The organism is Nostocoides sp. (genome assembly GCF_037045025.1).
Lineage (GTDB): Bacteria > Actinomycetota > Actinomycetes > Actinomycetales > Dermatophilaceae > Nostocoides_A.
Genome location: NZ_JBAOHM010000015.1, coordinates 415,460 through 428,870 on the forward strand (window position 1 = coordinate 415,460; position 13,411 = coordinate 428,870).

Sequence of the window (13,411 nt, forward strand, 5' to 3'; positions counted from 1 at the left end):
GGCGGAAACAGCCCGGTCAACTACTTGTCGCCCTGGGCAAACCACGCTATGGTCCGACCATGGATGAACAGACCATAGTTATGGATCGTGACGCTCCGATCCGCGTGATGCTCGCCAAAATTGGCCTCGACGGCCACGACCGTGGCGTGAAAGTCGTCGCCCGCACCCTGCGGGATGCGGGAATGGAGGTCATCTACACCGGCCTCCACCTCAGCCCGGCCCAGGTCGTCGAGGCGGCGATCCAGGAGGACGTCGACGTGCTCGGCGTCAGCCTGCTCTCCGGGGCCCACATGCCGATCTTCGGCAAGATCTTCGAACTACTCACCGACCGCGACCACCGCTTCGTGCTGGTCGCCGGCGGTGTCATGCCGGACGAGGACGCCGATGCCCTCGTCGAGCAGGGTGTCTATGCCGTTCTCGGACAGGACACTCCGCCCCAGAAGATCGTTGAAGTCGTCGAGGCCGCCGCCGCCAAGGCGGACGAGGCCGACACGGCACGGCTGGGGTCGTGAACACCGCGGCGACGGGGCCCGAGCAGTGGTCGTGGCCACCCGCCCCGGACAACACCTATCTGCCCGACCCGGCCAGCCCCTATTGGTTCCCTCACCGCGAGACCATGCCCCCCGAGCAGCGCGACGAGCTGATCCTCGGCCGCATCCAGCAGCTCATGGCCTATGCCTGGGAGAAGGCCCCGTTCTACCGGCGCAAGTGGACCGCGGCCGGGCTCGAGCCCGGTGACATCAAGACCCTCGCCGACTTCGAGCAGGTCCCGGTCATCGTCAAGCAGGAGTTGCGGGAGTCGCAGGCCAACCATGAACCCTATGGCGACTATCTCTGCGTCGACGAGGCCGAGGTCAAGCACATCCACGGCACCTCCGGGACCACCGGACGGCCAACGATGTTCGGCCTGAGCGAGCCGGACTGGCAGCACGTCGCCAATGCCCACGCCCGGGTGATGTGGTCGATGGGCATCCGTCCGAGCGACACCGTCTTCGTCGGCTCGCTGTTCAGCCTCTACATGGGGTCCTGGGGTGCACTGATCGGCGCTCAGCGCCTCGGCTGCCGCGTCTTCCCGTTCGGGGCCGGTGTCGCCGGGCAGACCGCCCGCGCGGTCAACTGGCTGCGGCAGAGCAAGCCCACGGTCTTCTACGGCACCCCCTCGTATGCCCTGCGCATCGCCGAGATCGCCCGCAGCGAAGGCATCGACCCGCGCGAGTTCGGCCTGCGCGTCATGTTCTTCTCCGGTGAGCCCGGTGCCGCCGTCGCGTCGGTGCGCAAACTGCTCGAAGACTCGTATGGCGCCGCCGTCCGGGACAGCGGATCCATGGCCGAGGTCTCCCCGTGGATGAACCTCGCCGAGTCCGACGGCAGCCGCGGTCCGCTGCTGTGGCAGGACATCGTCTACACCGAGGTCTGTGACCCCGACACACTGCACCGAGTCCCGTATGGCAGCGAGGGCACCCCGGTCTATACGACCCTGGAGCGCGCCAGCCAGCCGATGATCCGGCTGCTCTCCAACGACCTGACCCGGTGGGAGGACGGCCCGAGCCCATGCGGCCGCACCTACCCGAGCCTGCCCAAGGGCATCTATGGCCGCATCGACGACATGCTCGTCATCCGCGGCGAAAACATCTATCCCAGCGCCATCGACGACGTCCTCAACGCCACCCCGGGGTATGGCGGAGAGCACCGCGTCGTCGTCTCCACCGATCGCACCATGGATCAGTTGGTCGTCCGCGCCGAGCCCGAGCCCGGTATGCCGCAGGCGGCGCTGCCGCAGTGGTGCGAGTCGGTTGCCGAGGCGCTGCGCCGGGTGCTCGGCGTGCGGGTCGAGGTGCAGCCGGCTCCGCCGGGGAGCATCGAACGGACCGACTTAAAGGCCCGCCGGGTCATCGACGAGCGCGACCTCGCGGCGGAGAGCCGAGTGCCATCGTGACCACCACGGTCTCACCCGGCATGGCCATCGCCGACCGGGTTCTCAACGGTGACTCGGCTGCCGTCGGGCGAGCGATCACCTTCATCGAGCGCGGCTCGGAACACGTCGCCCCGATGCTCCAGCGGCTCTATCCGGCCTCCGGCAGCGCCCGGGTCATCGGCGTCACCGGCCCACCCGGCGCCGGCAAGAGCACGCTGATCTCGGTCCTCGTCACCCGCTGGCGAGCGGCCGGCCTGCGCGTCGCGGTTCTCGCGGTGGACCCGAGCAGCAGCCTCACCGGTGGAGCCCTGCTCGGGGACCGCATCCGGATGAGCGAACTCGCCACCGACTCAGGCGTCTTCATCCGGTCGATGGCTACGCGCGGAGCCGTCGGCGGCCTTGCCCGCGCGGCGATGGACGCCGTGACCGTTCTCGATGCGGCCGACTACGACATCGTCGTGGTCGAGACCGTTGGCGTCGGGCAAGCCGAGGTAGACGTCGTCACCCTCGCCCCCACGGTCGTCGTCGTCTCCGTTCCGGGTCTGGGCGACGGCATCCAAGCACTCAAGGCCGGCCTGCTGGAGGTCGCCGACATCCACATCGTCGGCAAGGCCGATCGAGACGGTGCCGACCGGACCGCAAAGGACCTCCTCGAATCGCTTCGGCTAACCCGGCGCACCGCCGGCCAGTGGAATGTGCCGGTCCAACTCGTGAGCGCCAAAACCGGTGACGGAATCGAGGAATTGCTCGCGGCGATCGACAAGCACCGCAGCTGGTTGGAGACCTCCGGCGAGGCCAGCCGGCGACGACACTTGAGCGCTCGGGAGCGGCTGCTATGGGCCGCTGCGGACGAAGGCGTGCGCCGCGTTGCCCAATCCCCGGATCTCGCTGGGCTCATCGGGCGCGTTGCGACCCACGACATCGATCCCCTGACCGCGGTGCGCGCGCTCCTCGACCACGCCACCTCGACCCCACCACAACCGGCTGATGAAAGAGGCAACTGACATGACCACCCAAGAAGAACTCATCCAGCAGATCGCCGACCAGGTCCGCGATTGGGAGGCCCACGAAGTCGCCGACTTCGTGGCCCGCAGCCCGGAAAGCCGGGACGACTACCGCACGGCATCCGGTATGCCGCTGCAGCGCACCTACACCGCCGCGGACGTCGAGTCGACACCGAGCGAGATCGGCCTGCCGGGCAAGCCGCCGTTCATGCGCGGGCCCTATCCGACGATGTACCGCGGCCGCGTGTGGACGATGCGTCAGATCGCCGGCTTCGGTCAGGCCGAGGAGACCAACAAGCGCTTCCGCTATCTGATCGCGCAGGGCCAGACCGGCCTGTCGATCGACTTCGACATGCCCACCCTTATGGGCCTGGACTCCGATGACGAGATGAGTCTCGGCGAGGTGGGCCGCGAGGGGGTGGCGATCGACGTCCTCCCCGACATGGAGGCCCTCTTCGACGGCATCGACCTGGAGAAGATCTCGGTCTCAATGACGATCAACCCCTCGGCGTTCATCCTGCTCGCGATGTATATCGCCGTCGCGGAGGAGCGCGGCCTGGACCTGAACAAGTTGTCCGGGACGATTCAGAACGACATCCTCAAGGAATACATCGCCCAGAAGGAGTGGATCTTCCCGATCCGCCCGAGTGTGCGCATCGTCCGCGACGCGGTCGCCTACACGACCCCGCGGATGGCACGCTACAACCCGCTCAACATCAGCGGCTACCACATCAGCGAGGCCGGCTCCAACGCCGTCCAAGAGGTCGCGTTCACGATGGCGGTCACCCGCGAATACGTGCGCACCTTCACCGAATTCGGTGTCAACGTCGATGATTTCGCGCCGCGCCTGTCCTTCTTCTTTGTCTCCCAGGCGGACTTCTTCGAGGAGATCGCCAAGTTCCGTGCGGTGCGGCGCTATTACGCGAAGATGATGGCCGAGGAGTTCGGGGCCACAAAGCCAGAGTCCGGGCGGTTGCGCTTCCACGCCCAGACTGCAGCGGCGACCCTGACCAAACCGCAGCCGCTCAACAACATCATCCGCACCACGCTCCAGGCGCTCACCGCCGTGCTCGGCGGGTGCCAGTCGCTGCACACCAACGGCCTGGACGAGGCCTACACGATCCCGTCCGAGCTGGCGATGAAGATCGCCCTGCGCACCCAACAGATCATCGCCGACGAGTCCGGCGTCACCTCGGTTGTCGACCCGGTCGGCGGCTCCTACTTCGTCGAGGCACTCACCGACGAGATCGAGCGCAAGATCGGCGAGGTCATCGCGCACGTCGACACCCTCGGCGGGGTGATCCCCGCCATCGAGCAGGGATACTTCCAGCGCGAAATCGCCGACACGGCATACGAATATGCCAAGCGCAAGGCCAGCGGCGACCGGCCGGTGATCGGGGTCAACAAGTATGTCGACTCCGGTGAGGACCAGAAGGTCGAGGTCCACAAGCTCGACCCCGAGTCTGAGGCCCGCCAAATCACCCGGCTCAAGCAGGTCCGCTCCGACCGCGATCAGGCGCGGGCCACAGCCGCCATTGACGAGTTGCGCCGGGTCGCCCAGGACGAGAGCGCCAACCTCATGCCGGCGACCATCGAGGCCGTGCGCGCCCACCTGTCCATGGGCGAGATCACCGGTGCCCTGCGCGAGGTCTTCGGTACCTACCGCGACAACCCTGTTTTTTAGTCACCCCATCGTTCTCAACGGAGAGACACATGTATCAGCAGGACTACTCCCCACTGGGGTCGCTGGCGCTCAGCGCGCTGGTTGCCGCGATCCCCTTAGGAGGGCTCTTCGTCCTCCTCGGGGTCGTCAAGATGAAGGCCTGGATGGCCTCGCTCATCGGGTTGGTGAGCGCCCTGATCGTGGCGATCTTCGCCTATGACATGCCGGCCGGCACCGGGCTTGCGTCGGCGTCCCAAGGTGCCGCCTTCGGCCTGTTCCCGGCGATGTGGATCGTGGCGAACGCCATCTGGATCTACCAATTGACCGTCGTCAGCGGGCATTTCGACGTCCTGCGGCGCTCCTTCGGCCGGGTCAGCCCCGATCACCGGGTGCAGGCCGTCATCATCGCCTTCTGCTTCGGTGCGTTGCTCGAAGCGCTGGCCGGCTTCGGTGCGCCCGTCGCCGTCACCGCGGTCATGCTGATCGCGCTCGGATTCCGCCCGCTCAAGGCGGCCGCGGTGGGCCTGCTGGCCAACACCGCCCCGGTGGCGTTCGGTGCGATGGCGCTGCCGATCATCACCTTGGCCACCGTGACCGGGCTGCCCGAACGCGAGCTGGCGAGCATCGTCGGTCGTCAAGCTCCGATTTTGGCGCTCTTCGTCCCGCTCGTCCTGGTCTATGTCGTGGACAAGGGGCGTGGGGTCCGCGAGGCGTGGCCAGTGGCAGCCGTTGCCGGGGTGTTCTTCGCGATCGGCCAATTCCTCATGTCGAACTACGGGCCGGTTGCGCTCGCCGACATCGTCGCCTCGCTCATGTCCGCCGGTGCTGTGGTGGTCTTGCTCCGGTTCTGGCAACCGCCGGCACACCGCGGCCCGGGCGAGGCGATGCTGGGTGACGACGAGGACGACGTCCCGATTCTCGCGACGGTTGGCCACGCGACGGCGGGTTCGGCGGGTCATGGGCCGGGCGAGCGGACGACGGCGTCCTCGGGGGCAGGCGGCGCGAGTGCCGTCGACGACGCGCATGTGGTCGACTCCCGGCGCGATGTCTGGCTGGCCTACTTCCCCTACATCCTCATCGTCGCGGTCTTCTCGGTCGCCAACATCCCGGCGGTCAAGACCGCGCTCGGCAAGACGACCAAGCTGATCCACTGGCCGGGGGTGCACGTGCAGAACCCATCCGGTAAGGAGCTGACCAGCTCGATCTACAAGTTCGACTGGCTGGCCAATATCGGCACGCTGCTCTTCCTCATCGGCATCGTCACCTTCCTGGTGCTCAAGATCAGCCCCGCCGAGGCGGTTCGGACTTATGGCCGCATGCTCAACCAGCTCAAGACCGCGATCGTGACCGTGATGGCGGTTCTGGCCCTGGCCTATGTGATGAACTCCTCCGGACAGACCGTCACCCTCGGCCTCTTTCTCGCGCAAGTGGGTTCGATCTTTGCGCTGGTCTCGCCATTGGTCGGCTGGATCGGCGTGGCCGTCACCGGATCGGACACTTCGTCGAACGCGCTCTTCGGCCTGCTGCAGGTGCAAGCGGCCCACGGTGCCGGGCTCGATCCGACGCTCACCGCTGCGGCCAACACCTCCGGCGGCGTCCTCGGCAAGATGATCTCGCCGCAAAACCTTGCCGTCGGTGCCGCGGCTGTCGCCATGGCCGGACGAGAGGGCGAGCTGTTCCGCAAGGTCATCGGGTGGGCCATCGGACTGCTCGTCGCCCTCTGTCTCCTCGTCTATCTCCAGTCGACTCCCGTCCTGAGCTGGATGCTGCCGTGAGGTTGACTATCGGTAACCGGGCCGCCGGGATCGAGTGATGGCGGCGCCCGACGGACTCTCGCTAGAATCGGCTCCCGGTCGATCAGAAGGGGAGGTCGTGGGCGCTAGCAACGGCAATTGGCGTCCGTTGACGCGTGCTCGCATGCACGAACAGGTGCAGGAGCAGATCGAGCAGCAGATCATCAACGGCACGCTGCGGTCCGGTGATCGGCTGCCCAGCGAGCGCACGCTCACCGAGTTGCTTGAGGTGAGCCGGCAATCGGTGCGGGAAGCCCTGCGCATCCTCGAATCGATCGGTGTGATCGAGGCAACGGGGACGCGCGGGGCCGACGCCGGCTGGGTGGTCTCGGACGACACCTCACCGGCCCTGGGCCGGCTGCTGCAACTCCAGATGGCACTGTCCCGCTTCGATCTCACCGACTTGATGGAGACGCGAATTCGGTTGGAGCGGTGGGCAGCCCAGCTGGCCGCCGCCAACGCGGACGAGGACCGGATCGGGGCCGCGGAGCGGCTCGTGGACGCGATGGAGGACGAGGCCCTGGCGCCACGCGACTTCAACCGGCTCGACACCGAGTTCCACCAGGTGATCGCGAAGGCCTCCGGCAACCGCCTGCTCACCAGCTTGATGCAGGCGCTGCGCGACGCCGTCGAACGCGAGATGGTGTCCACGGTCGAGTCCATCGACGACTGGGAGGACGTCGTCTACCGGCTCCGTCACGAGCACCGCGCACTGATCGATGCGATCAGCGCCGGCGACGGCGACGAAGCGGCCGATCTCGTGGAGACGCACATCCGCGAGTTCTACAAGCAGGAGATGAACAACTTCCTGCACCCTAAGGGCGAGGCCGGCGCGCCGCGCCGTAGCTAGGTGGAGTGAGGACACTTCGGTGGGGTGTCCTGACGAGGCTTCGCCTCTGACCGCCGAGTGGGGGGCTGGCTTGGTGGGGTGGCCTGGGCTCATGCTGGGGGATGGCTGTGGTCGGGGTGGCGCAGGAGTACCAAAACGTGTTCGCCGCTCACCAGCGTCATTCCTCGCCCGGTGGTGGGGTGCCGTGGTTCACCTTCACCCGCGTCCAACGGCGTAACGGCGGGTGACGTGCTTCTACTTCAACCTGTGGGACGAGCAGTTCGGTCCGGCGTTCATCGAGGCAGGGGGTGCGCGATGAGCGCACCCTTTGCAGGTCGGGTCACCCGCCCGGATTCGCCCCGCGGGTGCTCAACCCCCGCACTCGCCCGAACAGCACAAGGTTTGCTCGGCCGGTCAGGACCGGTGCCACGCGTGATCCGGCGCCGCGCCCCTCACTAACACTAACCCGAAGTTACGGCTGGTTGACGTGGCGAACCCCCTGCTGGGCAGGGGGTTCGCTGGTTTGGGTGTTGGTGGTTCTGTCTACTTGCCGTTGATGGTTAGGGGGATGGGGGCGTTTAGGAGGGCGAAGGTGTGGCGTTGGGTGGGGGTGGGTTCGGCCAGGGTGGGCACGAGGGGTGTGGTGTGGTCGGTGCCGTAGCGCAGGTCGTTGCGGGTCAGGGTGGCGAGGTGTTTGAGCAGGGCCGGAAAGGACCGCACGGGCTGGTCGTGGTCGTCGGTGTGTCGGGAGGCTTTGCGGTCCGCGGCTGGGGAGCGGTGGGCGGGGGCGACCGGGTCGGCGGGTGTTGGCGGGTGTTCGTCGGTGTAGGTCAGGGGGGCTAGGGTGGCGCGTAGGTGCCAGGTCAGGTAGGCGGCGAGCATCACAATCAGGACGTGGGCGCGGACGCGGTCTTCGAGGCGGTGGTAGATCGGGCGCAGGTCGAGGTCGGTGGCTTTGATGCTGCGGAAGTCGCGTTCGACGTGGGCGAGGTTTTTGTAGGCCTGGACGATGCTGGCGGGGGTGAGGGTCTCGGCGGGCGTTGGGGTGCGTAGCACGTAGATGCCGTCGAGGGCAGCTTCGGCGGCGATCTGGCTGGTTTTGCGGGTGATCACCACGGTGGTGTCGGTGATGGTCAGGTCGAAGTGTTTGGCCATCCGGTATTTGTTGAGGAGTTTGCCGACCCGCAGGCCGATCGTGTCGGCGCCGGCTAGCCGGCCCTCGGCCACTGCTCGCTGGGTGGGGGCCAGGGCGGTTTCGGTGGCGGTGAGCAGGTCCTCGCGTTTGCGGGCGCGTTCGGTGGCCAGGAACGGGTTGCGGCAGGCGATCAGCCGTTCCCCGGGGTAGTCGGGGTGGCTGATTTCGGCCAGGTTGTGTTCATCGAACAGGGTTGGTTGAAGCGGGCCGCCCTCGGCGGCAAGGGTTTTGATCGCGGGGGCGCGGAGCGCGGTGATCCAGCCGAGGTCGGCTCGGGTGGCCGGGTCGGTGTTGGTGTGGCGGATCGCGGTGATCCGGGCGGTGGTGATCATGCCGCGGTCGCCGACCATGACCATCTCGGTGAGTTTGAAGGTGTCCCGCACCAGGGTGACGGCCTCGATGAACGCGGTGGGGTGTTGACCGTCGCTCATTCTGCGGATGGCGGCGTCATCGGGTTTGCCGATGGTCTGGGTGTGGAACGGCCCCGTCCGCGGTTGGCGGGCGGGGCCGTGGTCGGCGTGGTGACGGGGTGCTCGGCGTGGTGACGGGGGTTGGTTAGTCCGCGCCGGTTTCGGAGATCGCGATGCGGGCGGCTTTCTCGTCGACGATGTTGGTGTCTTTGGCGAATGCGGCCATCAGGGCGTTGACGGCGAGGTTGTTGATGGCGCGTGGGTATCCTCGGGAGGCGTTGTGGATCAGGGTGATCGCGTCGTTGCTGAAGAGGGTGTCGGTGCGTCCGGCGATCTTGACGTGGTGGGTGATGTAGTCGCTGGTTTCGTCGGGGGTCATCCCGGTGAGGGTGTATCGGACGGCGATGCGTTGGTCGAGGGCGGCGAGCACGCCGAGGCGGAGTCGTTGGCGCAGGGTGGGTTGTCCGACTAGCAGCGCGGCGAACGGGGCGCCGGAGTCCATGCCGTGGTTGGTCATCATGCGGACGGCTTCGAGTTGGGGGTTGTCGAGCAGGTGTGCTTCGTCGAAGACCAGGACGGGGGTGCGGCCGCGTTCGGCGTGTTCGGCGGCGAGGGCCTCGGCGGCTTGGGGGACCAGGGTGGCGGTGTAGAAGGTGGGGGTTTGCCCGAGGGCGGAGGTGATGTGGTGCAGCATGCCGCGGACGCCGACGGAGGGGTTGGGCAGGTAGATGACCACGTGTCGGGAGGTGTCCAGGGCGGCGGTGGCGGCGCGGATGGCGACGGTCTTGCCGGCGCCGACCTCGCCGGTGATCACCCCGAGGGCGTGTTGGCTGATGCACCAGTCGATGCGGGCCATGGCCTCGGCGTGCCCGGCGTGGCGGTGCAGCATCGAGGGGGCCAGGGACCGGCCGAACGGCATGGCCGTGAATCCCCAGTAGGATTGCAGGCGTTGGATACTCCCCGGGCCGCGTCCTGCCGCGAGGTGGTGTCGGTGAGCATTTCATCGAGGGACAGTTGCCCGGGGATCTGCTCGGTGGTGGCTTCGGGGCTGTTGGCGTAGAGGGCGTGGAAGCCGATCCGTTCGTCGTCGGCGACGTGGGTGTGGTGGGTGTCGGTGAGCAGGTTCAGGTAGTTGATCCCGGTCGTGGCGGGGGCTGGTTCGGGGGTCTCGGGTCGGGCCTTGGGGTGGGTGTGTCGGGTGATCACGTGTGGGACGGCTTGGCCGTAGGAGCGTCCGCTGTGGCGGACCTCGATCTGTTCGAGGTTGAACGGGGAGAAGACGAGTTCGACCTTGCGTCCGACCAGGGCGGGTTCGACCTGGTAGGTGTTGCCGTGCAGGCTGATGGTGGCGGTCTTGGTGACGGTGCGCAGCTGGGACCATAAGAACGCCTCGGTCAACGCGTCCGCGGCTGGCATGGTCGGGCCGTGCCCGGCGGCCTGCCAGCCGTCGTTCCAGCGGGTCAGTGGGCTCTGACCGGTTTCGGAGTGCACCTGGTGGTGATAGAGCGACTCGACCCAGGCGGTGAACTGCGCGTTCAGTTCCAGCAGCGCCGCCGCGGCGGTGGTGGCCTGTTCGGCCAGGTCGGCGGCGCTGGTGTCGGGGACCTCGACGAGGAACTGCTCGCGTACGGTGCGGAAAAATCGTTCGATTTTGCCTTTGCCTTGGGGTCGGTGTGGGGTGGCGTGGATCAGCCGGATACCGAGCTTGGCGCAGGCTCGCAGCAGCCACGCATCGACGTAGGCCGAGCCGTTGTCGACATAGCAGGCGCCGGGCACCCCGCGGCAGGCCAACGCGCGCTCCAAGGCGACGGCCAGTCGGATCACGTCCTCGGCGAACCCGAACCGGTAGCCGACCACCAGGCGGGAGTGATCGTCCAAGAAGGCGAACAGGTAGGTCTTGCGCCCGCCGATCTTCGGCCCGTGCAACGCGTCCCCGACCCACCGCTGGTTCGGCGCGTCGGCCTCGTACCGGCCGAACACCGGCGCCTGCCCGGTCGCTGGGCCGATCAGCTCGTGCCGGTGGAAGAGCCGCAGCAGCGTCGACTCGGACGGGGAGTACCCCGAGGAAGCCCGCAGGATCCGCGCGACCTGCGCCGCTGTCCGGGCCGGGTTCTCCCGTTTGAGCGCGACCGCCAGCTCCAGCACCGCCGTGTCGATCCGGGAACCCGGCTGACGCAGCGAGGGCGTCAACGCCTCGAACCCGCCGGCGCGGTACCGGCGGATCCACCGATCCAATGTGTCCCGCGAGTAGGTGTGCTGCCCACCGAACGGGCCGACGTGGCTGCGGGCCGCGATCGCGCGCACCACCTTCCCGCGGGCCTTGCGCGACAAGCCCGGATCCAGGGCCGGACTAATCAGCTGGTAGCGGAACAACGCCACCAGCTGCGCGCGCTCACGCCGCTTGTGCGCCTCCTGCTCGGGTGTGCACTCCACGACAACTCCTCTGAAGCAAGGGGAATACCTGACCGCGGCACGGTCAGGGACAACCCTTACGACGATGCCGCCTGCCCGGGCCAGGCGTCAGGGGCAACTCGTGTTGCCGCCCCGCCCCGGCCAGACCGGCGGCCACCCCGGCGCCAACAGCCGACCACCGGAACAGGCGACGGCGACCTGCCAGCCCGTCACCGGGCCGAGCACCCCATCCCGGCCGAACCGGCCCGTGACCGCCTCGCTCGCCGCGGCCAGGGCAGCCAACAGGTCCCGCCACCGACACCCCTGCGCTTGGGGCACCACCCAGTCCACCCCGGCCAGGGCCGCGACCTGCAGCAACCACGACCGGACCGGGTCAAGCCGGGAGCCCATCACCCGCAGCCAGCCTCGGACCGTCGCCCCCGGCACCCCCAACGCCTGCCCGATCGGCCGGTGTCCCAACCCCCTCGCGCGAGCGGTCAGCGCGGCACCGACCACCCCGGCCGCGTACCCCCGCCGCAACAACAGCGTCACCGGCAACAGCACGTGCGTCAGCAAACACCCCGGACAGCGAGCCCGCCGCGGACGCACCACCGCCTCGATGCCATGCACCCGCCGCGGCCGCGCCCACCCCCACGGGCGCAGCTCTCCAGAACACCCCGGACAACCGATCTGTCCGGACACCAACCGCGACTCGACCCGAGCCTGATCACCTTCTACTGTGAGCACCGATGCCTCCGCGCATCCGGCACGGCCCTCCCGCGACGTCTTCCACGACACCTCACGCGCGAGGGCCGTGAACGTCCAATACCCCACCCATCTTGCCCGAGCCCGGCACAGTGATGGCGCCGAGGACCACGAACACCACACTCAAACCAATGCGACCGCCCGTCGGCAACCTCGATGACAGATCACGGCCCCCACGTCGTCACCCAGAGCGACGGTCAACAGTGGGGTCGGCGGTGTTGCCGGGGAAGACCCGGATCGCGACCGGGCGACCGGCCGGGTCGGTCAGCAGCCCGTACTCGATCTGGGTGCGGTTCTTCTTCCCGTCGCGGGAGTAGCCGCGCCGGGCCAGTGGGCAGTGGCTGCCTTCCATCCACGAGGACGATAGGTCGAACAGCGCCATCCGGGCGGGGTTGGCGTCGGCGGCCAGGTGGCGCCGGGCCAGCTGCTTCTCGATCGCGTCCTGGCGCCCGAGTAGCCAGTCCATCGCCGCGTAGACCTCGTCGGTGGAGGCACCGGCCAGGTCGAGGTTGACGCCCAGGGTGGTGTCGGCCCACCAGGAGATGGTCGCCAGCTTCGAGCCGGGTGCTGAGTTTGGCAGCCTGATTTGGCCCCACTGTGGCGGCTTGAACTGGCCCCAGGCTGGTGGTTCTGTCTTAGTTCTTGCGGGTGTGGGCGAGTCGGTAGCTGGTGGTGCCGGTTTGGATGATGTGGCCGTTGAAGGTGAGGCGATCGACGATCGCGGCACAGAGGCGCGGGTCGGTGAATGTTGTTGTCCAGGAGGAGAATGGCTCGTTCGCGGCGATGGCGATGGAGGCCTTTTCCTCGCGTTCGGTGAGTAGTTGGAAGAGGAGTTCGGCGCCGTGGCGGTCGAGGCTGAGGTAGCCGAGTTCGTCAATACAGAGCAGGTCGAGCCGGCCGTAGCGGGCGATGGTTTTCGCGAGTTGGTGCTCGCTGGCGGCTTCGGCGAGTTCGTTGACCAGTTTCGAGGCCAGCACGTAGCGGACCCGGTGGCCTTGTTCGGCGGCGGCGGTGCCGAGCCCGATGAGCAGGTGGGTTTTCCCGGTGCCGGAGTCCCCGATCAGGCATAGCGGGGATCCGGTGGTGATCCATTCGCCGGCGGCGAGGGTGTTGATGGTCGCGGGGTTGATCGCGGGGTTGGCGTCGAAGTTGAACTGTTCCAACCGTTTCGGTCTCGGGAACCCGGCTTCGCGGACGCGGCGGGCTTGCCGTCGGGTGGCGCGGTCGTCGCATTCGGCGCTGAGGAGGTCGGCGAGGAATCCGGCGTAGGAGAGGTGTTCCCGTTCGGCGGTGGCGAGGTGTTCGTCGAGGTCGTCGCGCACGGTGGGCAGGCCCAGGGTGCGGGCGGCGATGGCGACGGGGGCGATCGCGGCGGCGTCGCCGCCGCCGATGCTGCTGGTGCCGCGGGCGTGGGTGGCAGTTCGTGCTGGCATGAGGATTCTTCTT

Annotated in this window: 11 protein-coding genes and 1 pseudogene; 6 read left to right on the plus strand and 6 right to left on the minus strand. The window is 67.9% G+C overall.

Annotated elements, in window-relative coordinates:
- Positions 1-59: 59 nt before the first annotated feature.
- The 6 genes from V9G19_RS21005 (at position 60) to V9G19_RS21030 (ending at position 7,225) form a co-directional block, all read left to right on the plus strand.
- Positions 60-512, plus strand: a complete 453-nt coding sequence (locus tag V9G19_RS21005; RefSeq protein ID WP_462287354.1) for a cobalamin-dependent protein — start codon at positions 60-62, stop codon at positions 510-512.
- Positions 509-1,936 carry a phenylacetate--CoA ligase family protein gene (locus V9G19_RS21010; RefSeq protein WP_462287355.1) on the plus strand — a complete coding sequence of 476 codons (1,428 nt, stop codon included), beginning with the start codon at positions 509-511 and terminating at the stop codon, positions 1,934-1,936. Before V9G19_RS21005 ends, V9G19_RS21010 begins: the two co-directional genes overlap by 4 nt.
- On the plus strand, positions 1,933-2,919 hold the full coding sequence (meaB, locus tag V9G19_RS21015) for a methylmalonyl Co-A mutase-associated GTPase MeaB (protein ID WP_462287356.1): 987 nt from the start codon (positions 1,933-1,935) through the stop codon (positions 2,917-2,919). The genes V9G19_RS21010 and meaB overlap by 4 nt, the downstream gene beginning before the upstream one ends.
- On the plus strand, positions 2,903-4,603 hold the full coding sequence (locus V9G19_RS21020) for a methylmalonyl-CoA mutase family protein (RefSeq protein WP_462287357.1): 1,701 nt from the start codon (positions 2,903-2,905) through the stop codon (positions 4,601-4,603). Before meaB ends, V9G19_RS21020 begins: the two co-directional genes overlap by 17 nt.
- Positions 4,604-4,632: 29 nt before the next feature.
- The gene (locus V9G19_RS21025; protein ID WP_462287358.1) at positions 4,633-6,357 is read left to right on the plus strand and encodes an L-lactate permease; all 1,725 of its coding nucleotides are present in this window, start codon (positions 4,633-4,635) and stop codon (positions 6,355-6,357) included.
- Between the two features lie 142 nt (positions 6,358-6,499).
- Positions 6,500-7,225 carry a FadR/GntR family transcriptional regulator gene (locus V9G19_RS21030; protein ID WP_462287359.1) on the plus strand — a complete coding sequence of 242 codons (726 nt, stop codon included), beginning with the start codon at positions 6,500-6,502 and terminating at the stop codon, positions 7,223-7,225.
- A 522-nt stretch (positions 7,226-7,747) separates the two neighbouring features.
- Here V9G19_RS21030 and V9G19_RS21035 read toward each other — a convergent pair.
- The 6 genes and pseudogenes from V9G19_RS21035 to istB all read right to left on the minus strand — a co-directional run bounded on the left by V9G19_RS21035 (position 7,748) and on the right by istB (position 13,398).
- Positions 7,748-8,830 carry an IS1634 family transposase gene (locus V9G19_RS21035; protein ID WP_462287360.1) on the minus strand — a complete coding sequence of 361 codons (1,083 nt, stop codon included), beginning with the start codon at positions 8,828-8,830 and terminating at the stop codon, positions 7,748-7,750.
- Between the two features lie 124 nt (positions 8,831-8,954).
- A complete protein-coding gene (locus V9G19_RS21040; protein WP_462286564.1) occupies positions 8,955-9,665 on the minus strand; it encodes an ExeA family protein in 711 nt (236 codons plus the stop codon).
- Complete coding sequence (locus tag V9G19_RS21045) at positions 9,620-11,242, minus strand: transposase (protein ID WP_462287361.1); 1,623 nt, start codon at positions 11,240-11,242, stop codon at positions 9,620-9,622. Before V9G19_RS21045 ends, V9G19_RS21040 begins: the two co-directional genes overlap by 46 nt.
- An 87-nt stretch (positions 11,243-11,329) precedes the next feature.
- A complete protein-coding gene (locus V9G19_RS21050; RefSeq protein ID WP_462283544.1) occupies positions 11,330-11,764 on the minus strand; it encodes a hypothetical protein in 435 nt (144 codons plus the stop codon).
- Positions 11,765-12,170: 406 nt separating this feature from the next.
- Positions 12,171-12,530: pseudogene (locus tag V9G19_RS21055) on the minus strand (IS1634 family transposase); the annotation flags it as partial.
- Positions 12,531-12,600: 70 nt separating this feature from the next.
- Entirely contained in the window at positions 12,601-13,398 is a 798-nt protein-coding gene (gene istB, locus V9G19_RS21060) for an IS21-like element helper ATPase IstB (RefSeq protein ID WP_462287204.1), read from the minus strand.
- Positions 13,399-13,411: the final 13 nt, after the last annotated feature.

What these genes read in the sequence shown, in the direction of transcription:
- V9G19_RS21040 (WP_462286564.1), bottom strand. Translation starts at nt 9,665, where the DNA reads ATGGCCCGCATCGACTGGTGCATCAGCCAACACGCCCTCGGGGTGATC.
- istB (WP_462287204.1), bottom strand. Translation starts at nt 13,398, where the DNA reads ATGCCAGCACGAACTGCCACCCACGCCCGCGGCACCAGCAGCATCGGC.
- V9G19_RS21020 (WP_462287357.1), top strand. Translation starts at nt 2,903, where the DNA reads ATGAAAGAGGCAACTGACATGACCACCCAAGAAGAACTCATCCAGCAG.
- V9G19_RS21005 (WP_462287354.1), top strand. Translation starts at nt 60, where the DNA reads ATGGATGAACAGACCATAGTTATGGATCGTGACGCTCCGATCCGCGTG.
- V9G19_RS21035 (WP_462287360.1), bottom strand. Translation starts at nt 8,830, where the DNA reads ATGAGCGACGGTCAACACCCCACCGCGTTCATCGAGGCCGTCACCCTG.
- V9G19_RS21030 (WP_462287359.1), top strand. Translation starts at nt 6,500, where the DNA reads ATGCACGAACAGGTGCAGGAGCAGATCGAGCAGCAGATCATCAACGGC.
- V9G19_RS21025 (WP_462287358.1), top strand. Translation starts at nt 4,633, where the DNA reads ATGTATCAGCAGGACTACTCCCCACTGGGGTCGCTGGCGCTCAGCGCG.